Annotated in this window: 22 protein-coding genes; 7 read left to right on the top strand and 15 right to left on the bottom strand. The window is 72.8% G+C overall.

Going from position 1 to position 25,323, the window contains the following annotated elements; genetic code table 11:
- Nucleotides 1-133: 133 nt before the first annotated feature.
- Nucleotides 134-763, bottom strand: a complete 630-nt coding sequence (locus ACYVOO_RS25110; RefSeq protein ID WP_461017949.1) for an LAETG motif-containing sortase-dependent surface protein — start codon at nt 761-763, stop codon at nt 134-136.
- A gap of 304 nt (nt 764-1,067) precedes the next feature.
- Here ACYVOO_RS25110 and ACYVOO_RS25115 point away from each other — a divergent pair, with 304 nt between their 5' ends.
- The 3 genes from ACYVOO_RS25115 (at nt 1,068) to ACYVOO_RS25125 (ending at nt 4,941) form a co-directional block, all read left to right on the top strand.
- Nucleotides 1,068-1,844 (top strand): MBL fold metallo-hydrolase, encoded by a 777-nt coding sequence (locus tag ACYVOO_RS25115; protein WP_461017950.1) that lies wholly within the window; start codon nt 1,068-1,070, stop codon nt 1,842-1,844.
- 261 nt (nt 1,845-2,105) lie between these two features.
- A complete protein-coding gene (locus ACYVOO_RS25120) occupies nt 2,106-4,217 on the top strand; it encodes a SpoIIE family protein phosphatase (protein WP_461017951.1) in 2,112 nt (703 codons plus the stop codon).
- Between the two features lie 76 nt (nt 4,218-4,293).
- Nucleotides 4,294-4,941 carry an HD domain-containing protein gene (locus ACYVOO_RS25125; protein WP_461017952.1) on the top strand — a complete coding sequence of 216 codons (648 nt, stop codon included), beginning with the start codon at nt 4,294-4,296 and terminating at the stop codon, nt 4,939-4,941.
- A 46-nt stretch (nt 4,942-4,987) separates the two neighbouring features.
- On the opposite strand, the gene ACYVOO_RS25130 is transcribed toward ACYVOO_RS25125, so the two are convergent.
- From ACYVOO_RS25130 to ACYVOO_RS25165, 8 genes are all read right to left on the bottom strand, one after another.
- Complete coding sequence (locus tag ACYVOO_RS25130; RefSeq protein WP_461017953.1) at nt 4,988-6,337, bottom strand: cytochrome P450 family protein; 1,350 nt, start codon at nt 6,335-6,337, stop codon at nt 4,988-4,990.
- Nucleotides 6,334-7,017 carry a GTP-binding protein gene (locus tag ACYVOO_RS25135; RefSeq protein ID WP_461017954.1) on the bottom strand — a complete coding sequence of 228 codons (684 nt, stop codon included), beginning with the start codon at nt 7,015-7,017 and terminating at the stop codon, nt 6,334-6,336. Before ACYVOO_RS25135 ends, ACYVOO_RS25130 begins: the two co-directional genes overlap by 4 nt.
- The gene (locus tag ACYVOO_RS25140; RefSeq protein WP_453345891.1) at nt 6,989-7,372 is read right to left on the bottom strand and encodes a DUF742 domain-containing protein; all 384 of its coding nucleotides are present in this window, start codon (nt 7,370-7,372) and stop codon (nt 6,989-6,991) included. The genes ACYVOO_RS25135 and ACYVOO_RS25140 overlap by 29 nt, the downstream gene beginning before the upstream one ends.
- Nucleotides 7,369-7,830: a roadblock/LC7 domain-containing protein gene (locus tag ACYVOO_RS25145; RefSeq protein ID WP_461017955.1), complete on the bottom strand. Its 462-nt coding sequence runs from the start codon at nt 7,828-7,830 to the stop codon at nt 7,369-7,371. The genes ACYVOO_RS25140 and ACYVOO_RS25145 overlap by 4 nt, the downstream gene beginning before the upstream one ends.
- 7 nt (nt 7,831-7,837) lie before the next feature.
- Entirely contained in the window at nt 7,838-9,367 is a 1,530-nt protein-coding gene (locus ACYVOO_RS25150) for an ATP-binding protein (protein WP_461017956.1), read from the bottom strand.
- A gap of 387 nt (nt 9,368-9,754) precedes the next feature.
- Nucleotides 9,755-11,101 (bottom strand): phenylacetate--CoA ligase PaaK, encoded by a 1,347-nt coding sequence (paaK, locus tag ACYVOO_RS25155; protein ID WP_461017957.1) that lies wholly within the window; start codon nt 11,099-11,101, stop codon nt 9,755-9,757.
- Nucleotides 11,098-11,484, bottom strand: a complete 387-nt coding sequence (paaI, locus tag ACYVOO_RS25160; RefSeq protein WP_461017958.1) for a hydroxyphenylacetyl-CoA thioesterase PaaI — start codon at nt 11,482-11,484, stop codon at nt 11,098-11,100. The genes paaK and paaI overlap by 4 nt, the downstream gene beginning before the upstream one ends.
- Before the next feature lie 309 nt (nt 11,485-11,793).
- Nucleotides 11,794-15,120: a bifunctional cytochrome P450/NADPH--P450 reductase gene (locus tag ACYVOO_RS25165; protein WP_461017959.1), complete on the bottom strand. Its 3,327-nt coding sequence runs from the start codon at nt 15,118-15,120 to the stop codon at nt 11,794-11,796.
- Nucleotides 15,121-15,368: 248 nt separating this feature from the next.
- Between ACYVOO_RS25165 and ACYVOO_RS25170 the strand changes: the two genes are divergently transcribed.
- The 3 genes from ACYVOO_RS25170 (at nt 15,369) to ACYVOO_RS25180 (ending at nt 18,215) form a co-directional block, all read left to right on the top strand.
- Nucleotides 15,369-16,037 carry a PAS domain-containing protein gene (locus ACYVOO_RS25170; protein WP_461017960.1) on the top strand — a complete coding sequence of 223 codons (669 nt, stop codon included), beginning with the start codon at nt 15,369-15,371 and terminating at the stop codon, nt 16,035-16,037.
- 88 nt (nt 16,038-16,125) lie between these two features.
- Entirely contained in the window at nt 16,126-16,788 is a 663-nt protein-coding gene (locus tag ACYVOO_RS25175) for a GntR family transcriptional regulator (RefSeq protein ID WP_461017961.1), read from the top strand.
- A gap of 101 nt (nt 16,789-16,889) precedes the next feature.
- The gene (locus tag ACYVOO_RS25180) at nt 16,890-18,215 is read left to right on the top strand and encodes an MFS transporter (protein WP_461017962.1); all 1,326 of its coding nucleotides are present in this window, start codon (nt 16,890-16,892) and stop codon (nt 18,213-18,215) included.
- 110 nt (nt 18,216-18,325) lie between these two features.
- Here the strand turns inward: ACYVOO_RS25180 and ACYVOO_RS25185 are convergent, their stop codons facing one another.
- The 5 genes from ACYVOO_RS25185 to ACYVOO_RS25205 form a co-directional block, all read right to left on the bottom strand.
- Complete coding sequence (locus ACYVOO_RS25185; RefSeq protein ID WP_461017963.1) at nt 18,326-19,387, bottom strand: phosphatidylinositol-specific phospholipase C domain-containing protein; 1,062 nt, start codon at nt 19,385-19,387, stop codon at nt 18,326-18,328.
- Between the two features lie 213 nt (nt 19,388-19,600).
- Complete coding sequence (locus ACYVOO_RS25190; RefSeq protein WP_461017964.1) at nt 19,601-20,569, bottom strand: TIGR03557 family F420-dependent LLM class oxidoreductase; 969 nt, start codon at nt 20,567-20,569, stop codon at nt 19,601-19,603.
- 92 nt (nt 20,570-20,661) lie between these two features.
- The gene (locus ACYVOO_RS25195; protein ID WP_461017965.1) at nt 20,662-21,612 is read right to left on the bottom strand and encodes a cytochrome c oxidase assembly protein; all 951 of its coding nucleotides are present in this window, start codon (nt 21,610-21,612) and stop codon (nt 20,662-20,664) included.
- A gap of 162 nt (nt 21,613-21,774) precedes the next feature.
- Nucleotides 21,775-22,503, bottom strand: a complete 729-nt coding sequence (locus tag ACYVOO_RS25200) for a type 1 glutamine amidotransferase (protein ID WP_461017966.1) — start codon at nt 22,501-22,503, stop codon at nt 21,775-21,777.
- A gap of 30 nt (nt 22,504-22,533) precedes the next feature.
- Complete coding sequence (locus tag ACYVOO_RS25205) at nt 22,534-23,772, bottom strand: DUF1727 domain-containing protein (protein WP_461017967.1); 1,239 nt, start codon at nt 23,770-23,772, stop codon at nt 22,534-22,536.
- A gap of 107 nt (nt 23,773-23,879) precedes the next feature.
- Here ACYVOO_RS25205 and def point away from each other — a divergent pair, with 107 nt between their 5' ends.
- Nucleotides 23,880-24,425, top strand: a complete 546-nt coding sequence (def, locus tag ACYVOO_RS25210; protein WP_453345906.1) for a peptide deformylase — start codon at nt 23,880-23,882, stop codon at nt 24,423-24,425.
- Between the two features lie 93 nt (nt 24,426-24,518).
- On the opposite strand, the gene ACYVOO_RS25215 is transcribed toward def, so the two are convergent.
- A complete protein-coding gene (locus ACYVOO_RS25215; protein ID WP_453345907.1) occupies nt 24,519-25,166 on the bottom strand; it encodes a TetR family transcriptional regulator in 648 nt (215 codons plus the stop codon).
- Between the last annotated feature and the right edge of the window lie 157 nt (nt 25,167-25,323).

Below are 25,323 nucleotides of genomic sequence, written 5' to 3' on the forward strand. Positions count from 1 at the left end.
AGGACGGGGGGAACCTGGCCAGCGCCAGCCTGTGGGGCGACGGGGCCGGACGTTCGCTCAGCGGCCCGCTGCGCCGACTCTGTTTAACGTACAACAACCATGGTGCGCGCGTTCCGGCGGGGCCCCGTCGGCGTCAGTCCCGCGCCGAGCGGCGCTTACGGGCCACGACCACCATCCCGGCGCCCGCCAGGACCACGGTGCCCGCGACGCCCGCCAGCACCAGCGTGTTGTTGGAGGAGCCCGTCTCCGCCAGGTCCGCGGGGGCCGGACTGTTGCCGCCGCCGGCGGGCTCGGCCGCCGGCGCGCTGCTGGACGGCTTCCCGGACGGCGAGGCGGGGGCGCTCGTGCTCGGACTCGGCGAGGGGCTGGCCGAGTCGCTGGGCGAGGTGCTGGGCGAGGGCGGCGGGGTCTCGTCGTCGCAGACCGGGGACGTCTTCGTCTCGTCCCGCGAGAACTTGTCGTCGTCGCCCGCCACGACGATCAGGCGGACCTCCATCTCCTTGCTGTGCTCGGGCAGGTCCAGCTTCTTCTGGAACGACTTCCCGAACTCCTGGACCGGCAGGGCCTCCTTGCCGTCCGCCTGGATCTCGACCGTGTTGCGGGAGTCCGCGTCGTAGTTGGTCAGATCGACCGAGACCGACGAGCAGTCCACCTTCCACTCCGGGGTGTGTGCGGAGGCCGGGGCCGCGACCATGCCCGCGCCCGCCACCGTGGCCACCGTGAGAGCGGCCACACCGGCCCATCTGCCGCGCCTTGCTGTCATGCCAACATCCTTCCGGATCTTCCTGGGGAAATCATGCGGAAACCGTGCGGAACCAGTCGTACAAGGCCCGCACGCTACTCCCACCAGAACCCGCGCACCCGTCAACCCCGAAAACCGTCAACAGGCCCTGGGGAAGCAGCAGTTCAGGGCTCCGCGCCGGACCGGGACGGGTCGCGCCGATCGGAACCGGAACCGTGCGGGAAGCGGTGCGCCGAGCGCTAACCTCTCCGTGGCCGCCCCCGCCCCCGCCCACGTCCCGCGCCGCCCGCGCCCGCGCCGCGCACGGCGCAGAACCGGAGCCTCCATGCCGACACCGCCGACACCGCCGACACCTCCATCGTCGCCGCATCTGTCCGAGGTCGCGCCCGGCGTCTTCCTCGTCCGCGGGGGCAGTACGAACTGGGTCATGCTCTGCGAGGGCGGCCAGGTCACGCTCGTCGACACCGGCTACCCCGCCGACCGCGCCCTCCTCCACCGGGCGCTGGCCGAGACCGGGCACGGGACCGGTGACATAGCCGCCGTGCTCGTCACCCACGCCCACAGCGACCACATCGGCTCGGCCGAAGAGCTGAGCCGGGCTGCCGGGGTCCCCGTTCTCGCGCACGCCGCGGAACTGGCGAACGCGCGCAGGGACGTGCTCCAGCAGATCTCCACCGCCACCGTCCTCGCCAACATGTGGCGCCCCTCAGTACCCGGCTGGGCGCTCCACTCGCTGCGCGCGGGCGGCAAGCGGGAGACACCCGTCAGCGATCCGCGCCCCTTCCCCGGCGAGGGCCCCCTCGACCTGCCAGGGCGCCCGGTGCCCGTCGCCACCCCTGGTCATACGGACGGGCACACCGCCTTCCACCTGCCGCACGCCGGTGTGCTGATCACCGGAGACGCGCTGGTGACCGGGCATCCGACCTCGCGCGTGCGCGGCCCGCAGTTGCTGCCGCGGATGTTCGACGCGCACCGGGAGCGGGCCCGCGAGTCCCTGTCGGTGCTCGCGGAGCTGGCGGCCGACACCCTGCTCCCCGGACACGGCCCCGCGCACAGCGGCCCGGCGCGGGCTGCGGCGCAGGAGGCGTACGAGAAGGCGTGACGCGGGGCCGGTCACCTGGGCGGGGCCGGGCCCGTCACCTGGGCGGAGCAGGCGCGGGCGCGGCACGGCGTACGGCGGCACGGGGCGCCGCAGGGCGGCGGACCCCGAGAGGACCCGCGGGCGGGTCCCGGGGCCCCGGGAGGCTCCCGGGAGGCCGCCACGAGAGCCCCGCCCCGTCGCCGGTCGTGTCCGTCGCAGTGCGCCACGGGCCCCGCGAGGCGAAGATGGTCGTGGCCGCTCATCGCCGAGGAGGTGGCGGACGTGACGGGCACGACACCGGGCACCGGGGCCGACTCCCGTCGGAACGGCCTGGACCGCATCCTGCTCGACGCCGTGCGCGAGGTGGGCGCGCACGTCGGCCTCGTCTACCTCGTGGAGCCGCGCGAGCAGATGCTCTCCATGGAGGTGATCACGGGGCTGCCCATCGACTTCGCCTCACCCTGGCTACGGCTGCGCATGGACGGGACCACCCCGGTGGCCGACGCCCTGCGCGACCAGCGTCTGATCTGGCTCGCCGACCAGGAGCACCTGGCCTCCGCTTACCCGAAGGCCGCGCTGTCCACCCCGTACCCCTTCGCGCAGGCCGAGGCCCCGGTCACCTCGGGCAGCACCCCGTGGGGTGTCCTCGCGCTGCTGTGGCCGGGCTCGCGGCCCGGGGAGCTGACCGCGCGGGAGCGCAGCCGGATCACGGCGGCCTGCCGCCGCATGGGGCGCTTCCTCGCGCACGCGGCGACGATCGGCCAGCCACTGCGGCCCGCACCGCGCCCCCGGGCGATCGAGCCGCCGCCCGTCAGACAGCGGCAGGCGGGCGAGGCCCCGGCCGCCGCCGAGTACGCCGAGCGGCTGCCCGACGGCGCCCTCGCCCTCGACTTGGAGGGCCGCATCACCTTCAGCAGCGTGACCGGCGCCGATCTGCTCGGCAGCACCGTGGACGATCTGCTCGGCGCCATGCCGTGGGACGTGCTGCCGTGGCTGAACGACCCCGTCTTCGAGGACAGGTACCGCGCCGCGGTGATCAGCCGCGAGCCCACCTCGTACTCCGTCCTGCGCCCGCCGGGCGAGCGGCTGTCCTTCGACCTGTATCCGGGCGCCACGGGGGTGAGCATCCGGATCACCAAGGCGGAAGCGTCGCTGAGGCCGGTGCCGGACAAGGGCCACACGCCCGTCGGGTCCCTCTACTACCTGATGCCGCTCGCCGCCGGACTGACGGAGGCCGCCGGGGTGCGGGACGTGCTGGACCTGCTCGCGGAGCAGATCATGCCCGCCTTCGAGGCGCAGACCCTCACCCTGATGCTCACCGAGAGCGGCAGGCTGCGGCTCGTGGGCCACAGGGGGGACCGTTCGGCGCTCGTCGAGGAGTTCGACGGTGCCCCGCTGCGCGACGGCAAGGATCCGGCCGCGCGGGTGGTGGCCACCGGCGAACCGGCGTTCTTCCCCTCCTGGCGGGAGATGGAGCAGGTCCACCCCGAGCTGGCCCGCAAGTCGACGAAGGGGGCCTGGGCGGTGCTCCCCCTGATCGCCTCGGGGCGGCCCATCGGCGTGTGCGTCCTCTCCTACGACGCCGCGCACCCCTTCAGCGCCGACCAGCGCGCGGTGCTGACCTCACTGGCCGGGCTCATCGCGCAGGCCCTGGACCGGGCACGGCTCTACGACACCAAGCACCGGCTCGCGCACGCCCTCCAGGAGGCGCTGCTGCCCAAGGCGCTGCCGTCCGTGCCGGGGCTGGACATCGCCGCGCGGTACCTGCCGGGGACGCACGGCATGGACATCGGCGGCGACTTCTACGACCTGATCCAGCTCGGCGGCACGGAGTACGCCGCCGTCATCGGCGATGTCCAGGGGCACAACGTCAACGCCGCCGCGCTCATGGGCCAGGTCCGCACCGCCGTCCACGCGCACGCCACCGCCGGCGCGCCGCCCGAGGCGGTACTCGCCCGCACCAACCGGCTGCTCACCGACCTCGATCCGGGGCTCTTCGCGAGCTGCCTGTACGCGCACATCGACCTGGCCGACGGCAAGGCGTGCCTGGCCACGGCGGGACACCCGCCGCCGCTGCTGTGCTCGGCCGACCGGCGCGCCTCGCTCGTACATGTGCCGCCCGGCCTGCTGCTGGGCATCGACGCGGACTGCACGTACCAGCCCAGCGAGGTCTCCCTCCCGCCCGACGCGGTGCTGGCCCTCTACACCGACGGCCTCGTGGAGACGCCCGGCGAGGACCCGGCGGACTCGACGGCCGCGCTGGCGTCCCTGCTGGAGGCCGTGGCCGACGAGCCCGTCGAGCAGCTCGCCGACAGCCTGATCGGCCACTGCGAGCACCGCACGGACGACATCGCCCTGCTGCTGGTGAGGCCTCACGGGCGGCCGGGCGGCTGACGTCCCGCCGTCCGGAGGACACCGTCCCCACCGTCGCCCCCCTGCCTCACCACGGCCGCACCGAAGGAGCCCCGTCATGACAGACCACGGCGCCACCGCCGCAGGCGTGACCGTGCCCGACACCAGGCTCGCCGCCGAGGCGACCGAACTCGTACGGGACAGCGTCGGCGATCTCGTCTACCACCACTCCCGCCGCGTGTTCTGGTTCGGCAGTCTCCAGGGCCGCAACCGGGGGCTCAGCTTCGACCCCGAACTCCTCTACATCGGCGCGATGTTCCACGACCTCGGCCTGGGCGAGGAGTTCCAGGACAGCGGGCGCCGTTTCGAGGTGGACAGCGCCGAAGCCGCGCGCCGCTTCCTGCACGCCCATGGCGTCCCCGAGGACAGCGTGCGCCGGGTGTGGACGGCCATCGCCCTGCACACGACTCCCGGCATCCCGGAATTCATGGAGCCCGAGGTCGCACTGGTCACCGCCGGTGTGGAGTACGACGTGCTGGGCATCGGCTACCACGACATCGGCGAGGCCGAGCGGACCGAGATCACCGCCCTGCATCCGCGCCCCGACTTCAAGCGCCGCATCCTGGAGGCGTTCACCGAGGGCATCGCGCCCAAGCCCGATACGACGTTCGGGAACGTGAAGGCGGACGTCCTGGAGCACTTCGTCCCCGGCTTCCGCCGGGGCGACTTCGTCGAGGTGATCCGGAACTCGCCCTGGCCGGAGTGAGCGGCGCAACCCGGGTGACCACGTGAGCCCTACGGCCCGTCGAGCCTCATGCGCTGCCCGCAGGTGTGCCGGAGCGGACCCGTGCGCGGTCGCGACGCGCTGACGGGGTGCGGCGAAGAGGCGTGCTGAAGACCACGGGCAGCGTCGTGGGGCGGCGGGTCCACGGCGAGGGGTTGAAGGTCACCTCCTCCGGGCCGATGGTCAGCCGGAGCCCCGGCAGCCGGTGCAGCACGGTGTTCACGGCGGTGTGGGTGATCAGGCGCGCGGCGTCCTGTGCCGGGCACATGTGGGGGCCCGCCGAGAAGGCGGCGTGGCCGCGGTTGCCGGGCGGGCGCCGGTCGAGGGGAGGCAGCCGCGGGTCGGTGGCGTTGGCCGCGTTGAGGCCGAGGACGAGGCAGTCGCCGCGGCGGATGCGGCGCCCGCCCAGTTCGGTGTCGCGCAGCGCGTAGCGCGCGGGCATGTGGGTCATGGGCGGTTCGTGCCACAGCACTTCGTCCAGCGCCTCGTCCACGCCCAGGTCACCGCCGCGCAGCCGGGCCTCGAAGGCGGGGTCGGTGATCACGCGGTAGAGGGTGTGGGCGATCCAGCAGGTGGTGGCCTCGTTGCCCGCCGAGATCATCGCGGCCATGGACTGGAGCACCTCGTCCTCGGTACGCAGATCGTGGTGGCTCAGGAAGGCGCTGGTCAGATCGTCGGTGGGCTGCCGCTGCCTGGCGTGCAGGGTGTCGCGCAGGATCTCCTCGAAGGTGCGGTTGCCCTCCTGGGAGTCGTCCTGGCTGCCGAACAGCGCGATGAGCGCACGGTGCAGCTCGTGTCCCTGCGCCGCGTCGAGACCGAAGAGGGCGGCGAGCGCGAGCATGGGGACGTGCGCGGCGTAGTCGCCCATGAGGTCGGCCCAGCCGCGTTCGGCGAAGCCGTCGATGAGGGTCTCGCACCGTCGGCGCACCTGGCGGCGCAGGGTGCGGTGGTCGAAGCGCGCGACGCCGTCGTCCAGCGGCCCGCGCAGCCGCCTGTGCTCCTTGAGGTCGGCGCCGACGACGTTGGGGCGGTACGCCATCATCGGCATCAGCCCGGAGTCCGGCGGGACCCTGCCCTCGTCGAGGTCGCGCCAGTTGCGGGCGTCGCGGGAGTAGAGCTTCTCCCGCTCGGTGATGACGCGGATTTCCTCGACGCCCATGACGAGCCAGGCGGTGACCCCCGGCTCCAGCAGCACCGGGGCGACAGGGCCGTGCGTGGCACGCAGCCGCCGGTAGAGGGGGTGCGGGTCCTGGGCCTGGGTGAAGACGGTCAGCGGGACGGGGCCCGACGCGGGGAGCGGGAGCGGGCTCGGGGAGGCGGCCTGGTCGTCGTGCGGTTCGTGCGGTGCACGGGGTTCGCGCGGCTGGTGCGACGTCATACGAGGGCCTCCCGCGCCGCGTGGCGGTGCTGTTCGATGGCGTGGCGCACGAGCGCCTCCAGGGCCCGCTGCGACGCGCGCGGGTCGGTGGCCTCGCAGGTGACGACGGGGACCGAGGCGGGCAGGTCCAGTGCCTCGCGGATCTCCCCGTCCTCGTATTGGGCGCTGTCGGGGAAGCGGTTCACGGCCACGACGTACGGGAGGCTGTAGCGCTCCCACTGGTCCAGCACCTCGAAGCTGTCCTCGATCCTGCGGGTGTCCACCAGGACGAGGAGCCCGATGGCGCCGGTGACCAGCCCCTTCCACAGCTCCCAGAAGCGCCGCTGGCCCGGCGCTCCGAACAGGTAGAGGACGAGGGACGGGCTGAGGGTGATGCGGCCGAAGTCCATCGCGACCGTGGTCTCGGACTTGGCCCCCAGTCCGCGCAGGTCGTCGACGCCGACGCTCGCCTGGGTCATCCGCTCCTCGGTGCGCAGCGGTCTGATCTCGCTGACGGAACCGATGAGCGTGGTCTTGCCGACGCCGAACGCGCCGACGACCAGGATCTTGACCGCCTGCGTGACCGTGTCCGGCAGGTGCGCGTGCGCGTCGTCCTGGTGGGCGTCGTCCGGGTGCGGGTCCGGGTCGGAGTGCGCGTGCGCGTCGTCGCGCTCAGGCGAATTCTTTGTTGCGAAGGCCATCCAACACTTCCTGAAGCAATTCGATGCTGGGCTCATGGTTCTGTTCCGGCCGCCGTGGCGCCGGAACCGTCAGATGGCCGGAGGCGACCAGATCGCCCGCCAGCACCCGCGCGACGCTGACGGGCCGCCCGAGCTGCGCCGCCGCCTCGACGACGGAGGTCACGCCCGCGCCGCACTCGCGCAGCAACTGCCGGTGGCCCCTGCTCCCGGCGTCCGGAGGCAGCGGGTGCGGCGAACAGGTCGGCTTCAGCAGGGTCTCAAGACCCCAGCCCAGCTCGCTGGGGGTGTCGGACCGCCCGCTGGTGAGCACGTAACCGGGTACGGCGTCGCGCCGCCGGGTTCCGCTCCCCCTCACGGCACCGGTTGCTCTCGGTACGGCGTGCCCTGGTGCTCGCCGAAGCGCTGGGCCTGGAGCGCCATCCGGTAGCCGATCTCCCCGGCGTTGACCCTGGCGTCCGTGACGACGGCCAGGCAGGAGCCGTCCCCCGCCATCCGTACGAAGATGAATCCGCCGTCGAACTCGGTCAGCGTCTGGTGGTACGCGTGTCCGCCGGTGCCGAACTCGGCGGCCAGGCCCCTGCCGAGGGAGGCGAGCCCGGAGGCCGCGGCGGCCACCCGCTCGCCGGTCTCCCTGTCCGTGTTCCCGCACCGTGTGGTGGGCAGGCCGTCGGCGCTGAGGACCACGACGTGGCGCACGCCCGCCACCTCCACGACCTCCCGCATCATCCACGCCCTGTCGGTGTCGGTGTCGGTCCGGGCGCCGGTATCGGTCTTGGTGTCGGTGACGGTGTCGGTGTCGGTCTCGTTGTCCATGCTCAAGTCACCCTCGCGACGCGTCGGTTTCGGTACGGCTGCCACGTCCCGCACCCAGGAAGGTGCCGAGCCACTGCCCGGCCTCCTCGGGCGACCTGGGGGCCGCGCGGTCCGGGCCCTCGGCCGCGGAAGGGGCGTCGGCCGAGGGTGGGGTGCCGCCGTGCTCCGGCTGCCTGTCGGCACGGCGCTTGGGCAGGCCCGAGGCGGTGCGCTCCGCAACAGGCACGGACGCGGGCACCGGCACACGCGCGGGCGCGGGTGCCGTCCGCTCCGGACCGGGTTCCGGCGTTGCCGTGGCGGGCGGCTGCGCCCCGGCCGGAAGCTGGTGCTGCGCGGGGACGAGGGGCCCGTCGCGCTCGGAGGACCTGGAGACCCCGGAGGACTCCGTCGGCAGCGGCTGGAGGATGTCCTGGGGCACCCGCACCATGGCGCGCACCCCCTTGTACCGGGAAGGGTCGAGATGCACGTCGATGTCGAAGCGGCGGGCGATGTTGCCGACGACGGGCAGGCCCGTCTGCGGACCGGGAAGCGTCCGCAGCGTCACCAGCCGCTCCCCCGCCGCGATCCGGCGCGCGGCGTTGAGCCGGGCCTCGGTCATGCCCAGGCCCTGGTCGTCGATCTGGATCACCACGTCGTGCTGGTCCGCCTCCACCAGCACGTACACGGCGGAACCCGGCGGGGAGTACGTCGTCGCGTTGGCGAGCAGTTCGGCGGTGAGGTGGATCAGGTACTCCGCCGCGTGCGGCACCACCGCGACGTCCGGATCGCCGGTGAGGGAGATGCGCGTGTAGTCGGGGATGCGGCCCGACGCCGCCTGGACCACGTCAGCCACGGCGATGGGCCTCTGCCACTGCTGGCCCGTCCACTCGCCGCCCATGATCTTGACTCCGCCCGCGAGGTGGACGAGGTGGTTGGCCTGGTGGCTCAGGTCCATCCCGAGCTGTACCACGGCGGGGTCGTGCGCGTCGTAGAGCGCGCGGGCCCGCTCCTCCACGCGCAGCGCGCCGGACTGCATGCGTGCCGCGAGGGTGAGCAGGGCGTGCTCATAGGCGTCCTGGTGGTCCTCGGCCGCCTCGTCGGCCATGTCGAGCAGGGTGTGGAGGAGTCGGCGCAGCCATGGGTCGCAGGGCGCGTCCGCGACTGTACGCGCTGGGTCCTCGTCGTCCAGGATCGCGCGCAACTGGACGCCGAAGGCTTCCAGCGTGATCCGGAGCGCCTCGTCCCGCTGCCGGGCCCACTCCCTCCACCGCTGGTCGTATTCGGCACCGGCCGCGCTGTGCTGCCGCTGGAGCTGTTCGGCGTGCTCGGCGTGCCGCAGGGCGCTTCTGCGGTCGGCGCGGTGCCCGCGCCACAGCGGTACGAGGCAGACTGCCAGGCCGAGGGTGACGCCGGTGGCGACCAGCGCGGCGTCGCGCGGCCAGGCCGTCCAGGCGGCTGCCTGGAGTGCGACCGCGCACAGGGCGAGAAGCAGCGCCAGGGGCCACAGCAACTGCCGCGTGTGCCGGGTGCGCGGGGGAGGGACTGACGGAGAACTCATGGACCGCTTTCGACAATCGCGTCTCGTTCGGGGCGGTGACCCGTCATCGGCGGACTGTCGGTTCCGCGAACAACAGCGCAGGTGCCGGGTGTTGCTGGATGCTAACTCCGGTACCGGCGCGGTGCGGATTCTTCTTCGCCATACACATGCGAAGAGGTGACAGTGGTCGAATAGGCGCGCGACGAATTCACGGCCCCTCGCACACGCGCTTTTCCGCGCGGTCGCGCGGTATGTCTTTATACGGCCGGTCTCTTTATACGGCCGGGCGGGGCGCGGTCGGATTATTTTCCCGCAGGCCGCGTTTCGGAATTTCCGAATTACCGAACTTTCCCATGCCCGCATGCCCCCATGCGCTCATTTTCGCCACCGCCGTTTCCCGCTCCCGCGTCACTCTTTCTGGCGGTCGTCCACGATGCGGCGGATCTTGCCGACGGAGCGCTCCAGTGTCTCCGGGTCCACGATCTCCACGTCGACGCTGAGGCCGATCCCGTCCTTGATCTCCTTGGCGACGGAAGCGGCGGCGGCCTCGCGCTCCGGCACCCCCGTGCCCGTGCGGGCCTCGACGCGCACCGCCATGTGGTCCATGCGTCCACGGCGGGACAGGTGGAGCTGGAAGTGCGGGGCGAGTCCGGGGGTGCGCAGCACGATCTCCTCCACCTGGCTGGGGAAGATGTTCACGCCACGGAGGATGATCATGTCGTCGCAGCGGCCCGTGATCTTCTGGATACGGCGGAAGGCCGGACGGGCCGTGCCCGGCAGCAGCCGGGTCAGATCGCGGGTGCGGTAGCGGACGACGGGCATGGCCTCCTTGGTGAGCGAGGTGAACACCAGCTCGCCCTCCTCCCCCTCCGGCGGCACCTCGTCGGTCAGCGGATCGACGACCTCCGGGAAGAAGTGGTCCTCCCACACGTGCAGCCCGTCCTTGGTCTCGACGCACTCCTGGGCCACGCCGGGGCCGATGACCTCGGACAGCCCGTAGATGTCGACGGCGTGGATGCCGAGCCGCTCCTCCATCTCGCGGCGCATCTCCTCGGTCCAGGGCTCGGCGCCGAAGATGCCGATCTTGAGGGAGGTGCCGCGCGGATCGACGCCCTGGCGCTCGAACTCGTCGAGCAGCGTGAGCATGTAGGACGGGGTGACCATGATGATGTCGGGCTCGAAGTCCTGGATGATCTGGACCTGACGTGCCGTCATGCCGCCGGACACGGGGATGACGGTGCAGCCCGCGCGCTCGGCGCCGTAGTGCGCGCCGAGTCCGCCCGTGAAGAGGCCGTACCCGTAGGAGATGTGCACCTTGTGGCCGGGCCTGCCGCCCGCCGCGCGGATCGAGCGGGCCACCACATCGGCCCACATCGAGAGGTCGTTCTCGGTGTAACCCACCACGGTGGGACGGCCCGTGGTGCCGCTGGAGGCGTGGACGCGGCGCACCTGGTCCATGGGCACGGCGAACGTCCCGAAGGGGTAGGACTCGCGCAGATCCGCCTTGGTGGTGAAGGGGAAGCGGGCCAGGTCCTCCAGCGTGCGGCAGTCCTCGGCCCGTACACCCGCCGCGTCGAACTTGGCGCGGTACATGGCGACGTTCTCGTACGCGGTGCGCAGCGTCTCCTGGAGCCGGGTGAGCTGATGGGCGCGCAGCTCCTCGCGGCTCATCCGCTCGCCCGCGTCGCGCAGCGCGGCGGGCAAGGGCTCCGCGCCCGTCGCCCGCGGCGCGGCGGGGGCTATGGAGTCGCTCATGCTCGGGTTCCTTCCACGCGGGGGACGGTACGGCTGCGGCCACGGAACTCCGCTATCACCTCGCCGTCGCGCAGGACGCTCACGTCGTAGATGCCGCTGCGGCCGTAGCGGGTGCGTTCGGTGGCGACCGCGGTCAGTTCATCGCCCTCCCTGGCCGGGGCGACGAAGGAGATGTCCGCGCCGGCCGCGACGGTGACCGGGCCATGGCTGTTGCAGGCGCACGCGAAGGCGGTGTCGGCCAAGAGGAAGAGATAGCCGCCGTGCGCGGTGCCGTGGCCGTTGACCATGTCCGGGCTCACCGTCATCCGCAGTTCCGCCGCGCCGTCGTCGGCGCTCAGCAGCCTGATCCCGAGCCCCTGTGACGCCCGGTCGGCGGCGAACATCGTCTCCGCCGGCTTCCCCCGCGTTCCCGGCTTTTCCGGTCTCGGTGGTCCCTCGTGCGTCGCACTCGACATGCGTCTTCCACCACCTCTCCCGGCCCGACCGACCATTCGGTTAGCGTTGCGGCGCGGTCAAGTAATCCAGCATCGGCGCTGGCTGTCAAGGGATCTCACCTACGTCGGCGGGGCGGAGAAGCGCCCGGAGCGGCGGCCGGAAAACGGCCGTGAACGCCCCCGGGGCCCGGCGCGTGGTGCGCCGGGCCCCGGGGGCCATAGGACGAGGTGGGACAGGGTGGGGCGGGACGGGGCGGCTCAGCCCGCGTAGACGTCCTCGACGTAGCGGCCCTGCGCCGTCAGCTCCTGGAGCCAGTCGGCGGCCCGCTCCGCACCGGCGTCCGGGTGCCGCCGCAGGTACACCTCTCGGAACGCCTCGCGCACGCCCGGCGCCATGTGGGCACCGTCGCCGCACACGTACACCCGCGCGCCCTCCTCCAGCAGCCGCCACACCTCGTCGGCCTCGGCGGTGACGCGGTGCTGCACGAAGCGGACGCCGTCACGCGGGCTCCTGCTGTGCGCCGGGCGCAGGGACACGGCGCCTACGCTCTCCGCCGCGCGCAGTTCGTCCGCGTACAGGAAGTCCGCCTCCGGATCCTGGCAGCCGAAGTAGAGGAGCGCCGGGGCCAGTTCGGCGCCCTGTTCCAGCAGCGCGCGACGGTCGGCGACCGTGCCCCTGAACGGCGCGAGCCCGGTGCCCGCGCCCACCATCAGGACGGGGACGTCGGCCGCGTGCGGGACGCGGAACGCCTCACGGCACGGCTGTACGCGCGCGAGCACGGTGTCGCCGGGCGCCAGCGCGACGAGGTGCGCCGAGCCCGTACCCCGGTAGGTGCCGCGCCCCGAGCGGGCCGGGGCCTCCAGGAGCGAGACCATCAGATCGGCGTGGCCCGGCAGGTCGCCCGGTGAGGACGAGACCGAGTAGTGGCGGATGCGCATCGGGGGCAGCAGCGTGAGGATCAGCGGCCAGGTCAGCGCCTCGCGCAGCGCCGGGTGGTCCGCCACCAGATCGAGGAGGGTGCGGTGGTCGGCGGCCAGCGCCTCAGGGTCCTCGGCCAGCGCGGCGAGCGCCGCGCGCTCGGGCGGGCACGGGTTGGCCTCGGCCAGTGCCGCGACCTGCTCGGGCGTGGGCCGGTCCTGAAGCTCCAGGTGGCGGGTGAGCAGTTCGCGTACGGTCAGCGGCCGGTCCACCGGCAGGCTGCCGCGCCCGGGGCGGCCCGCGTGGATGCTCAGCACCGCGTCCAGCCGCGCGCCCAGCACCCCGGCGGCGCGCGCGACCAGTGCCGGGTCGTTGGCGGGCAGGACGGCGAGGTGGTCGGCGGTGCGGTAGGAGGTGCCCTCGGGCAGCGCTAGCCGCACCAGTCGCTTGCGGCGGGCGTGCCCTTCGGCGGTCAGGTCGCGGGCCTCGGTCACCGTCATGGGGACGAGGCCATGCCGCGCGGCGAGCGCGTCGAGGGGATCCCCTGTGACCTCGGTGACGGTGTAGGCGGGGCCCTCGTCCGTCGCGACGGCTGCGCCCACGGTCTCCGGGTCGCCGTGCTCGGTGAGGAGCGCCGTGCGCAGCGCCGACGTGAACTCCCCTACCGCGCCGTCCAGATCGCCGGAAGCGTCGGCCTCGGCGCGGGCGACGAGGCGGGTGCCGCCGAGCGCCGCGAGCCGGTCGTCGAGGAGGGTGGGGACGCGCTGGTAGGTGGCGGCCCAGTTGCGGTCACCGACCCCGAGCACGGCGAACGCGACCCCCTCGGCCGCGCCCGCCTCCGCCTCCTCCTGGAGCCACTGGGTGAAGCGGGCGGCGTCGTCGGTGGGGCGGCCGTTGTAGGACGCGGCGACGATGACGACGGCCCTGTCGGTGGGCAGCGCCCCGGTGTACGCGTCCAGCGGGGCGACGGACGTCTCGCAGCCGAGGCCCTCCGCGGTCTCGGCGAGGCGCCCGGCGAACTCCTCGCAGGTGCCGTAGTTGGTGCCGTGCAGCAGGAGCAGCCCGGTGCCCGCGCGCACGCGCGTCGGCAGCCCGGCCGTGTCCCGCACCCCCTCCCCCGGCGCGGCGGAAGCGGCGGTGGCAGCGGTCACGAGGGGCAGCGCGTCGAAGGCCGCACGGTCGGCGGCGCGGTCGGCCGGGGTGCGCGGGACGAGGGTGAGGGTGAAGCCCTCGGGCTTGAGGGTGAGGGTCTCCTTGATGCGCAACTGGTAGTCGGCGTGGTCGATCAGCCGGTAGCGGTGCAGGAGCATGCCGAGCAGCATCGTCGCCTCGTGGAGGGCGAACTGCCGCCCGATGCAGGCGCGTTCCCCCGTGCCGAAGGGCTTGTACGCGTGCGGGGAGCGGCTCTGCTCGGCCTCGGGCGCGAAGCGCGCGGGGTCGAACGCCTCCGGATTGTCGCCCCAGACCGCCGCACGGTGCAGCATCGGGGTCTGGACGGTGACGGTCTCGCCCGCGCGCAGCGGGTACCGGCCGCCGAGGAGGGTGTCCTCGCGGGCCTGGCGGCCGAAGCCGGGAGCCGTGGGCCACAGCCGCAGCGCCTCGTTGAGCACCTGCCGGGTGTAACGCAGCTTGTTGACGTCCTCGAAGGTGGGCTCGGGGGCCGGATCATCACCCCACAGCTCGTCGGCCTCGCGCTGGGCCAGCCGCAGCACGGCGGGGTTCTTGACGAGGTAGTACAGCGCGAAGGAGAGGGCGCTGGAGGTGGTCTCGTGCCCGGCGATGAGGAAGGTGATGACCTGGTTGCGGATGTTGGCCAGGTCCAGGGTGGTGCCGTCGGCGGGGTGGGCGGCGCCCAGCATCAGGCCGAGGAGGTCGTCGAAGGACTGCGCGTTCCCGGCCTCGTCCCCGCCGCTGGTGGGGGGCGCGGTGCCGTCGCCGCTGCCGTTGTCCTTGTCAGCCGCGACGCGGGACTCGATGACCTCGTCGACCACGGAGGCGAGGTAGTCGGCGTCGGCCCGGAAGGCCGCGTCCTCCTCGGTGTGATCGGCTCCGGGCTTGCGGCCGAGACGCTTCATGCTCCAGGCGAGGCAGCGCACCATGGCGTCCACGAACGGGTGCGGCTCGTCGCGCGCGAACGACTCGAAGTCGTAGCCGAAGCCCGCCAGTCCGATGGTGTCGAGGGTCATCCGGGTCATGTCCTCCGACACCTCGACGGGGCGCGGCGCCGTGCCGACGGTACCGACGGCGGGGTTCGCCTTCGCGTCCCAGGAGGCGATGACGCGCCGCGCGACGCGCAGCATCACGGGGTGGTAGGCGCGCATGGAGCCGAGCGCGAAGGCGGGCATCAGGATGTCGTGCGCCTTGGCCCAGTTGGGCTCGTCGTTGTACGCCGTGAACAGCCCGTCGGCCGCGAACTCGCGCACGTTCACCAGCGCGGGCCCGACGGCCTTGCTGAACCGCTCCTCGTCCGCCAGCTCCGCGACGAGGTCGGGGTCGCTGACGAAGAGGATGTCGCGGCCGTACAGACGCCGGTTGAAGATCGGCCCGTACGTACGCGCCAGCTCCATGGCCTGCTGCACGGGGGTACGGGTGGGTCCGGTGCCGGAGATGTCGGCGACGGGTATCGCCGCGCCGTCGGTACTGGCGTCAAGAGTGGCCTGGCTCATCGCGTAAGTGCCTTCTGCGGTGGGGGAATTGCTGCCGGGGCGCCACGCCGTCCGTCGCCGGGGAGCCCTCCCTCACCTTCGCCCCGACGACCCCGGCGAGGGGGCCGCGGCGCTACATGATTGTGTAGTGGCGATCCAGTGTGGCGCTCTTGCGCATGGCCTTGCCGAGGGGGCGGTGGGGTGGGCGTGGGGGCGGCCGGTGACGGCTGACGGCTGACGGACAACAGGCGACAAGTGAGGCAGTGAGTGTGAGCGTCTTCCACGCGCACCCCTTCAGGGACGGGGAGGCGGTGATGTGGCGGAACAGGTTTCTGCTGCTCTTCGACCGCGTACAGAGCGCCCTCGCCGTGTGCCGCACCGACGGGACGATCCTCCTCGCCAACCCGGCGATGGCCGCCGAATGGGGCGCCCCGCCGAGCAAGCTGTGCGGCCACAACGCCCTGGAGCTGTTCAGGCCGCGCGAGCCCGACCAGATGAGGCGGCTGGCGGAGGCGCTGCGCCTGGGACACCGCTCGCGCTATCCGGTCGGGGTCGGATGGAGCACGGACGGCTGCCCGCGCTCGGGCGAAGTGACCGTCGTCCCGGTCAGCGAGACCTCGCAGAAGGAGCCCGCGCTGCTGCTCCAGCTCCGGGTGCGCGAACCCGACTCCGGCCCGGCCGCCCCCGCGGACGAAGGGCTCGCGCGGGTCAGCGCGATCGAGGCGGACATCCTGGCGCATGCCGCGGCCGGGGCGACGACCGCGTCGATCGCCGGGTCCGTCGGCCTGACCGTCGACGGCGTCAACTACCACCTCTCCCGGCTCTCCAGGCGCTGGCAGGTGCCCAACAGGCCCGCGCTCGTCGCCCGCGCGTACGTCCTCGGCGTGCTGGAGGCGGGGGTCTGGCCGCCGCACCCCGTCGCGGACGCGCTGAGCTGAGCTGAGCTGGCGCACTCTTGCGCCTCTCCAGCCATAGATGTGGGGGCCATGTATCTATGCTTGCATCTCTCCGATACGGTGTTTCACCATGGCGGAAGCGCAGAGCGGGCGGGAACCGGCGGCGGAGCGTGCCTACAGGTACGCCAAGGAGCTGATCCTCAGCGGAGAGCTGGCGGGCGGCAGCCTCATCAGCGAGGGCGAGATCGCCGAGCGGGTGGGGCTGAGCCGTACCCCCGTGCGGGAGGCGTTCCTGCGGCTGGAGGGCGAGGAGCTGCTGCGGCTGTTCCCCAAGAAGGGCGCCGTGGTCTCCCCCATGCCTCCCGGTGAGGCAGAGGACGTGCTGGAGCTGCGCGAGGTGCTGGAGTGCACGGCGGTAGAACGCATCGTGCGCTGGGAAGCGGCGGCCCTGGACGACTTCGTGGCGCGATTGCGCGCGGCGGTACGGGCGCAGGACGCGCCCGCGCGGGAGATGGACCTCAAGGCGTTCGTCGCGGCGGACGAGACCTTCCACCGCTCGCTCGTGACGGCCTCGGGCAACGCCCTCGCCGACCGCTTCTACCGCTCGCTCGGCGACCGCCAGCGTCGGATGGCGGCGCTGGCGCTGCGGCCGCGTCCCGAGCGGCTGCCGGTGCTGGTGCGGGAGCACGGCGCGCTGGCCGACGCCGTCGCCGACCGCGATCCGGAGCGGTTCCGCGCCGCCCTGCGCGCGCACCTCGACGCCACGCACCGGGCCCTGCTGGGCACCGCCTAGCCACGGACCCGGCGCGCCCGGCACCCCCATGCGCACCGCGAGCACACACGCGCGTGCGCGCACGAAAGTGAAACACGTACAGGCGTACAGGTAGGAAATGCATGAGTGCCGGAAGGCTGGCCCCGTCGGAGTCGGAGCGTCCCTGGCTGCCCGCGGTGGTGGCGATGTTCTGCTGCGGGTGGGGCGGTAACCAGTTCACCCCGCTGCTGCTGATGTACCGGCGGCTCGGCGGCTACTCGGAGGTGACCGTCGACGCCTTCCTCGCGGCGTACGTCGTCGGTCTGGTGCCGGGGCTGCTGGTGGCGGGCTCCGCCTCCGACCGCTACGGGCGCAAGCCGCTGATGCTCGCGGGAACCGTGGCCTCGGTACTGGCGAGCGCGGTGCTGGCGGCCGGGGCCACTGGCCAGGTGCCCCTCTACGCGGGGCGGCTGCTGACGGGGATCGCCGTCGGCATCGCGATGGCCGTGGGCACGAGCTGGGTCAAGGAGCTGTCGCAGGCCCCGTACTCGACCGAGTCCGACCCCGGCGCCGCAGCGCGGCGCGCCTCCCTGTCGCTGACCGTGGGCTTCGGCGCGGGCGCCGGTGTGGCCGGTGCGCTGGCGCAGTGGGGCCCGTGGCCGATGGTCACGCCGTACGTGGTGCACGTGCTGGTGACCCTGCCCGCGCTCGGGTGGCTCGTGAAGGTGCCCGAGACGCGGGCGCGCGTCGCCGCGACGGCGTCGCTGTGGGCCGATCTGCGGGTCCCGGAGGCCGGGCACCCGCGCTTCACGCGCGTCGTGGTGCCGCTTGCGCCGTGGGTGTTCGGCGCGGCGGGGGTCGCGTACGCGGTGATGCCGCAGCTCGTCGCCGACCGCGTCGGCGAGTGGGGGCTCGCCTACGCGACGCTGCTGACGGTGCTCACGCTCGGCACGGGCGCGCTGGTGCAACCGCTGGCCAAGCGGCTCGGGGCGCGCTCGACCTCGCGGGCGATCCTGACCGCGATGGCGCTGATGGCCGTCGGCATGGGCGTGTGCGCCGCGAACGCCTCGCTGCGCTCGCCCTGGGCCGGGCTCGGGGGTGCGGTGCTGCTGGGCGCGGCGTACGGCATCGCGGTGGTGTCCGGGCTGCTGGAGATCCAGCGCATCGCCTCGCCCGAGGCCCTGGCCGGGCTCACCGGCGTCTACTACGCGCTGACCTACTGCGGCTTCCTCGCGCCGACCGTGCTGGCGGCCCTGGCCCCCGTCCTCTCCTACACGGTGATGCTCGGCGCGCTGTCCGTCCTCGCCCTGGCGTGCCTGGTGCTGATCGCCTGCGGTCTGCGGTCGCGCGCCACCGCGCTCCCCCGTCCCGAGCGGAGCACGGGAGGGGTCGTCGCCCAGGGCGGCGGGGCCGGGAGCGGCGCCGCCGAGGAAGCGAGTGCCGCACGTACGGGCGCTGCCCACCGCTGAGCGGCACACGGACCGGCACACCCCCGCGCCGAGCCCGGCGGCCGTCCCGTGACACGGAGGAGGGCCCGGGACCCCGGTGATGTCCGGGGTCCCGGGCCCTCCCCTTCGGGTCAGCCCTCGCCGCGCGGGACGACCAAGGACAGCACCGACGGCAGCGGGTACCAGTCGGAGGTGACATAACTGGCGTTCGCGCCCGCGAGCTGTGTGACCCGGTCGCGGGCCTGCTGCTCGGTGGGGTTGGTGGCGTCGATCTCCTGGGCCACCTTGTGCGCGTCGGTCATCACGACCAGATAGCCGCGCTCCCTGTACCAGCCGGTGTCGATGTCCCCGGCCGCGTAGGCGGAGGCGTCGCCGTCGAAGAAGACGAACCAGCCGCGCAGGTCCTCCGCGTAGCGGCTCTCGCGCGGGTCGCCCTTCTCCGCGCCGTGTACGGCGGGGAAGGCACCGGCCTCGCCGAGACGTCCCGCCGCCGCCAGGTCCCGCAGATGGGTGGCGTACTCGCGGTCGGTCCACAGGTCGTCGGCGGGGTTGCCCTCCTCCACTGTGCCCGGTATCAGCTCGAAGACGAACTTGCCCGCGAGCGCCGACCTGTCCGGCCAGGCCCCGGCGCGGACCGCCTCGTCCAGGTTCGCGTGGTCTCCGGCGAGGTCGGCGGGGCGGTAGAGCGCGTCGCCGAGCTTCTCCGTCAGCAGGGCGTCCAGCTGGGCCGGGCCGCGGTCGGCCTTGCCGTAGAACCCGTCCTTCATCTCCACCTTGATGGTGACGGGCGCGTGGTCCGGGTGTGCTTCGTGCCAGGCCCGCATGTCCGCGAGGCAGCCGCCGAGGCTCTGGTTGCGGGGCTTGGTGCGCAGCTCGTCCGGCGAGGAGGCGTTCTCGCAGTTGTTGTCGCTGCCGATGGGGTTGTTGTGCGCGACGCGCCAGCCCGAGCCGAAGACGCTGGTCCAGACGTCGAGTTCGAGGAGGGACGCACCGGAGTCGAGGGCGTCGGCGAAGTAGCCGTACTTGTCCTTCTCGTACGCGTTGTGCACGCCCACGGCCGTGGAGTCGGACACCTTGGCCGTGGGGGCCGGTGCGGACGGGGCCGCTCCGGCGAGCTGCGGGACGGTGAGGGCGCAGGCCGTGGCGGCGAGCGCGGTCGCCGCGGCGGTGGTGACGAGCCGGGATCTGTTCATCCGTGAATGCCTCTGCTGTGAAGTGGGGGGCAGGACGGCATCAGATTACGGATGTTGCCGCGCCACAGGTATGGCACGGAGGAGATGACTCCGGTGAACTCCCGGTGAAGCGGCGGCACTTCGCCCTGGACGATGCGCCCGCCCCGGCCGCGCGACGGGTACGGGCCGGGCCCGCGCACCCGGCCCGTCGCCCCCGCCCGTCAGCCCAGCCCGTCAGCCCAGCGCGTCGTGCAGCGCGGGCAGCAGCTTGGCCGAGGCCCATTCGGTGAACGCGGACTGGGCCTCGCCGCCCGCCTGGACCAGGGCGATCCGGTCGAACCCCGCGTCGGCGAAGGGCCGGATCTTCTCGACGAACTCCCCCACGTCGGAGCCGCAGGGGATCTGCTCGGCCACGTCCTCGGGCCGCACGTACTGCGAGGCGGCCGTGAACGCCTGGGTCCCCGGCAGTTCCGCGTTGACCTTCCAGCCACCGGCGAACCAGCGGAAATTGGCGTGCGCACGACGCATGGCCGTGTCCCTGTCCGGGTCGTAGGAGACGGGGATCTGGCCGATCCTGGGCTTCCCCGCTCCCCCGGCCTCGTCGAACATCCGGCCCAGCTCGGGCTTGGGCTCCGTCGCGATCAGCACGTCGCCCAGCCGCCCCGCGAGGTCGCAGGACTGGCGTCCCGAGACGGCGACGCCGATGGGCGGCGCGGACTCGGGGACGTCCCACAGCTTCGCGGACTCGACGCGGTAGTGCTTGCCGTCGTGGTTGACGTAGCCGCCCTCGAAGAGGGAGCGGATGAGGGTGATGGCCTCTTCGAGCTTCTCGTGCCGCACGTTGGCCGCGGGCCAGGGGCCCACGATGTGCTCGTTCAGGTTCTCGCCCGCGCCGAGCCCGAGAGTGAAGCGGCCCTCGGAGAGCAACTGCACGGTCGCGGCCTTCTGGGCGACGACGACGGGGTGGTAGCGGAAGGTCGGGCACGTCACATACGAGACGAGTGGCAGCCGCTCGGTCACCTGGGCCACTGCCCCGAGCACGGTCCACACATACGGCGAGTGCCCCTGTTCGGGAAGCCAGGGGAAGAGATGGTCGGAGGCGACGGCGAAGTCGAAGCCCGCCCGCTCGGCCGCCACCGCGTCCTCGACGAGCTGGCGCGGACCTGCTTGTTCGCCCATCAGCGTGTATCCCATACGTACCATGGCGATGGCTGTACCCCGGTGCGGCGGCGCAAGGCATCACCACGGCCACTGATCACCCGCATGGCCCGTAGCGCGCTCGCGGGCCTACGGCCTTACTGGCCGCGTGCCTGGAGCGAGGCGAGGTAGGCGTTGTAGGCGGCCAGCTCCTTGTCGCCGTCACGGTCCGCCTTGCGGTCGTCGCGACGGGCCTGGCGCTGCTCCGTCACGTACCACTGGAAGACGAGCGCCACGAGGACGATGACCGACGGGATCTCGCTGAACGCCCAGGCGATGCCCCCGGCAGCCGTCTGGTCCGAGAGCGCGGTGACCCCGAGTGAGGCGGGCGGGTCGGCGTAGGTGCTGACCATCGGGCGGGTGGCCATCATCAGCGCGATGCCGAAGAACGCGTGGAAGGGCATGCCAGCGAACAGCTCCAGCATCCGCATGACGTAGCCGGGCCGGTTCGGCCCTGGATCGATGCCCATGATCGGCCAGAAGAAGATCAGGCCGACGGCGAGGAAGTGGACCATCATCGCGATGTGGCCCGTCTTCGAGCCCATCAGGAAGTCGAAGAGGGGGGTGAAGTAGAGCGCGTAGAGGCTCGCGATGAACAGGGGGATGGTGAAGGCCGCGTGGCTGATGATGCGGACGTAGCGGCTGTGCAGCAGCGCCACCAGCAGCTCGCGGGGCCCCTTCCTGCCCCGGCCCGCGGAGGGCAGCGCCCGCAGCGTCAGCGTCACGGGGGCGCCCAGCAGAAGCAGGATCGGCGACAGCATGCTGATCACCATGTGCTGCACCATGTGCACGCTGAACAGGACCATGCCGTACTCGTTCAGCGCCGTGCACATCACCAGCGCCACCGTCAGCACGCCCACGGTCCAGGCGATGGTGCGGCTCACCGGCCAGGCGTCGCCGCGGCGGCGCAGCCGGATGACGGCCCAGCCGTACAGGCCGAGCGCCAGCAGGCAGCCGACCAGGAAGAACGGCTCGCCCGTGAACTCCAGACCCCGTCCCAGCGTGAACGGCGGCAGGTCCATCGTCATGCCGTGTCCGCTGTGATCCATCCGTACTCTCCCGGTTCGCGCCGATCCGCCCGGACCAGCCTAGAACCGCCCCCGCCGCGCAGAGCACGCGGGGGCGGTCCTGATGCGCCGCGACGGTCAGGCGGCAGCCGGCCGGCCGTCCGACGGTCGCCTGACGGCCGCCGGGCAACCGCCGCTCAGCCGTCAGGCGGGCTGCGTGGCCGCCGCGATGCGCTCCTGGCGCAGCGCCTCGTACCAGCGGTCGTCGGCCGGGGGCAGCGCGTTCACGTCGAGCGCGAGCTTGATCAGCAGATCGGCGATCAGCGGGTTGCGGGCCAGCACGGGGCCGTGCATGTACGTGCCGAAGACCGTGTCGTTCCAGGCGCCCTCGGTGCCGTCGCCCGTGCCGTTGCCCTTGCCGAGGCGGACCCGGGCGAGGGGGCGGGCCGTGGGGCCGAGGTGGGTGACGCCCTGGTGGTTCTCGAAGCCGGTGAGCTGCGGCAGGCCGAGGCGGTCGTCGATGTCGCCCAGCACGTCGCCGACGCAGCGCTCGGCCTCGCCGCGGGTGCTGACCACGTCGAGCAGGCCGAGGCCCTGCTCACGGGCGCCGAGGTCGTTGATGAACTCATGGCCCAGGATCTGGTATCCGGCGCAGACGGAGAAGACGATCGCGCCGTTGTCCACGGCCCGGTTCAGACCGCCGTCGCGGCGCAGCCGCTCCGCCGCGAGCCGCTGCGGCCTGTCCTCGCCGCCGCCGATGAGATAGATGTCGGCGGAGGTGGGGATCGCCTGGTCCGAGCGCACGTCCGTGCGCTCCACGAAGAGCCCGCGCTGCTGCGCGCGGCGCTCCACGACCAGCGCGTTGCCCTGATCGCCGTAGGTGCTGAGCAGGTCGGGGTAGACCCACACCACCCGGAGGCCCGTATTACTCATGCTCGCCGATCTCCTTCGGGGAACGAGGGGTCAGTTGCCGACGATGCGGCGCAGGTCCTGGAACGCGGTGTAGTTCGCGATGGCCTCGATACGGCCGGGCGGCAGGATGCGGACGGCCTCGTCCACGTCGGAGCACACCTCGAAATCGACGCCCGCGACCTCCAGCCGCACCGCGAGGTCCAGCTTGCGGTCGCCGATGACGCAGATCGGGTGCCCGGCCAGCCGCGAGTAGTCGACGTCCCACAGCCAGGAGGTGTCGGTGCCGTCGGCGCCGCGCGCGTTGACGGAGAGGATCACGGGGGCCGGGGGCGCGTCGATGAGGGAGAAGGTCTCCAGCCAGCCCGCCGGGTTCTTGGCGAGCAGCAGCCGCACGTCACGGCCCTGGTAGGAGACGACGTCATAGCGCCCGGCGACCGCCGTCACGGCGTGCATGCGCTCCAGCGCCACCTGCGGGGGCACCCCGAAGGCGGCGGCGACGGCGGCCGACGTGGCGGCATTGGCCTTGTTGGCGCGGCCGGGGAGCTGGAGCACGATGGGCCAGGCGGAGCCGTGCGGGTCCAGCACGTGGTCACCGGAGAGCGCCCAGCTCGGGGTGGGGCGGCGGAAGCCGCACTCGGCGCAGAACCAGTCGTCCCCGGGGCGCTGCATCACGCCGCCGCAGGCGGGGCAGGACCAGGCGTCGTCCTTCCACTCCTGGCCCGCGGCCACCCAGACCACGTTCGGCGAGGAGGAGGCGGCCCAGACCACCAGCGGGTCGTCGGCGTTGGCGATGATGACCGCCTTCTGGCCCGACAGGCCCTCGCGCCAGTGCTCGGCGAGCATGCGGGTCTCGGCGGCGCGGTCGAGCTGGTCCCTGGAGAGGTTGAGCAGCGCGATGGCCTTGGGCGTGACGTCCCTGGCGACGTTGGCCAGGTACTTCTCGTCGACCTCGATCACGCCGAACTGGGCGTCCGAGCCGCCCGCGAGCGCGGAGGTGATGCCCGCGGGCATGTTGGCGCCCAGGGCGTTCGAGACGACGATGCCGTTGGCGCGGAGTGCCTCCGCGATGAGGCGGGTCGTGGTCGTCTTGCCGTTGGTCGCCGACACCAGGACCACGTCCAGGTTCTGTGCCACGCGTGCCAGCAGGTCGGGGTCGAGTCTCAGCGCCACCTTGCCGCCGATCACCGACCCGCTGCCGCGCCCCGCGGCTCGCGACACCGCCGCTGCGGCCCTGCCGGCCGTGACGGCCAGCCTCGCCCGCGGCGACAGCGGCTCCGTGTTGCCTGCCATCGTCCTTGATCCTCCTTGCCCCTCGGTCGAGAGAAGCCTACCGAGATACCGCGCGGCCCCCGAACCGCGCCACCCTGCGAAAATCCCCGCCCCGTACCCTTGCCCCCATGCAACGCGGCACCATTCCCGGCAGTTCCGGCTCCGTACGCCCCCTGCGGAGGTACGGGGACGCGGTGCTGCACGCCGCGGCGCGCGACGTCACCGGGGACGACGGGCCGCTCGCGCCGCTCGTCGAGGACCTGTTGGCCACGATGTACGCGCACGAGGGCGTCGGTCTCGCGGCGCCGCAGATCGGTGTCCCGCTGAGGCTGTTCGTCTTCGACTGCCCCGACGACGAGGAACGCCGTCACCGAGGACATGTCGTCAACCCCCGCCTCGTGGAGGCCGACGGTGTCACCGTACGCGGTCCGGAGGGCTGTCTGTCACTCCCGGGTCTGGAGGCGGGCACGCCACGTCACGATCACACGGTGATCGAGGGCACGGACGTGGACGGCGCGCCGGTGCGGGTCGAGGGCACGGGGTTCTTCGCGCGCTGCCTCCAGCACGAGTTCGACCACCTGGAGGGGACGGTCTACGCGGACCGCCTCACAGGGCTGCGCCGACGTCGGCTGCTGCGGGCCGTGCGGCGCGCGGGCTGGTACGGGGGCGGGTGAGCGGTACCGGTACCGGTACTGGTACCGGATCCGGCGCCGGGTGGGCCGTCGCGGGGCCGGGGGCGCCGGACGGGCCGGACGGGGTCAGCGGACTCAGAAGCCCGGGCCTCCCACCCTGTCCCCCGCCGCCGCCAGGCGTCCCCACAGCAGGTCGGCGAGGTGACGGACCAGTTGGGCGCGCGAGCACGGTCTCTCGCGCAGCCACCAGTCCCCCGCCGCGTGCATCATGCCGACGATGCCGTGCCCCCAGACCCGCGCCAGCTCCTCGCCGCCTGGGCCGAGATCGACCCGCTCCGCGATCACCTTGGCCAGCTCCTCGCCGAGCCGCCGCAGCAGGGGCGCGGAGTGCTGCCCGACGTCGAAGCTGCGCTCCACGGGGGCACCGTCCTCGGCCGGGTGCATCAGGAAGCGGTAGACCTGCGGCCTGGCCTCGATCGCCGCGAGGTAGGTGTCGAGCGTGGCCTCGACGCGTTCGCGCCGCTCCCTGGGCGCGTCGAGCGCGGCCCGCAGCGCGTCGAGGAGGGCGTCGGTGTGGCGCACGGCGAGGGCGCGGTAGAGGCCGCCCTTGTCGCCGAAGTGGCGGTACAGGATGGGCTTGGTGATCCCCGCCTCCGCCGCGATGGCGTTCATGGAGGCGCCGGGGCCGTCCCGCAGAACGACCCGGTCAGCCGCCTCCAGCAGCTCCCTGCGGCGCCGTTCCGCGGCGCTGCGCTGATCGTCGCGTTGTGTGGTCGTCCCCATGGAAGGTGCCTCCCCGCCCCTCTTGCTCTCTTTGCCCCCGCGCAACGTAACACCCGCGGTACGGAGGAAACGGGCACGGCAGTGGGGAGGAGGGGAGTTGACATCTCTTACTGGCGAGTAACAGACTCTCAATTACCGAAGGTAACCAGATGTCTGG

Source organism: Streptomyces daliensis, assembly GCF_054782395.1.

Excerpts from the sequence above, each read along its gene's own strand:
- ACYVOO_RS25130 (WP_461017953.1), bottom strand. The coding sequence starts at position 6,337 with ATGACGTCGCACCAGCCGCGCGAACCCCGTGCACCGCACGAACCGCAC.
- ACYVOO_RS25195 (WP_461017965.1), bottom strand. The coding sequence starts at position 21,612 with ATGGATCACAGCGGACACGGCATGACGATGGACCTGCCGCCGTTCACG.
- ACYVOO_RS25190 (WP_461017964.1), bottom strand. The coding sequence starts at position 20,569 with ATGGTACGTATGGGATACACGCTGATGGGCGAACAAGCAGGTCCGCGC.
- ACYVOO_RS25150 (WP_461017956.1), bottom strand. The coding sequence starts at position 9,367 with ATGAGTTCTCCGTCAGTCCCTCCCCCGCGCACCCGGCACACGCGGCAG.
- ACYVOO_RS25180 (WP_461017962.1), top strand. The coding sequence starts at position 16,890 with ATGAGTGCCGGAAGGCTGGCCCCGTCGGAGTCGGAGCGTCCCTGGCTG.
- def (WP_453345906.1), top strand. The coding sequence starts at position 23,880 with ATGCAACGCGGCACCATTCCCGGCAGTTCCGGCTCCGTACGCCCCCTG.
- ACYVOO_RS25165 (WP_461017959.1), bottom strand. The coding sequence starts at position 15,120 with ATGAGCCAGGCCACTCTTGACGCCAGTACCGACGGCGCGGCGATACCC.
- ACYVOO_RS25205 (WP_461017967.1), bottom strand. The coding sequence starts at position 23,772 with ATGGCAGGCAACACGGAGCCGCTGTCGCCGCGGGCGAGGCTGGCCGTC.
- ACYVOO_RS25110 (WP_461017949.1), bottom strand. The coding sequence starts at position 763 with ATGACAGCAAGGCGCGGCAGATGGGCCGGTGTGGCCGCTCTCACGGTG.
- paaI (WP_461017958.1), bottom strand. The coding sequence starts at position 11,484 with ATGTTCGCCGCCGACCGGGCGTCACAGGGGCTCGGGATCAGGCTGCTG.
- ACYVOO_RS25200 (WP_461017966.1), bottom strand. The coding sequence starts at position 22,503 with ATGAGTAATACGGGCCTCCGGGTGGTGTGGGTCTACCCCGACCTGCTC.
- ACYVOO_RS25145 (WP_461017955.1), bottom strand. The coding sequence starts at position 7,830 with ATGGACAACGAGACCGACACCGACACCGTCACCGACACCAAGACCGAT.
- ACYVOO_RS25125 (WP_461017952.1), top strand. The coding sequence starts at position 4,294 with ATGACAGACCACGGCGCCACCGCCGCAGGCGTGACCGTGCCCGACACC.
- ACYVOO_RS25135 (WP_461017954.1), bottom strand. The coding sequence starts at position 7,017 with ATGGCCTTCGCAACAAAGAATTCGCCTGAGCGCGACGACGCGCACGCG.
- ACYVOO_RS25175 (WP_461017961.1), top strand. The coding sequence starts at position 16,126 with ATGGCGGAAGCGCAGAGCGGGCGGGAACCGGCGGCGGAGCGTGCCTAC.
- ACYVOO_RS25215 (WP_453345907.1), bottom strand. The coding sequence starts at position 25,166 with ATGGGGACGACCACACAACGCGACGATCAGCGCAGCGCCGCGGAACGG.
- paaK (WP_461017957.1), bottom strand. The coding sequence starts at position 11,101 with ATGAGCGACTCCATAGCCCCCGCCGCGCCGCGGGCGACGGGCGCGGAG.
- ACYVOO_RS25185 (WP_461017963.1), bottom strand. The coding sequence starts at position 19,387 with ATGAACAGATCCCGGCTCGTCACCACCGCCGCGGCGACCGCGCTCGCC.
- ACYVOO_RS25115 (WP_461017950.1), top strand. The coding sequence starts at position 1,068 with ATGCCGACACCGCCGACACCGCCGACACCTCCATCGTCGCCGCATCTG.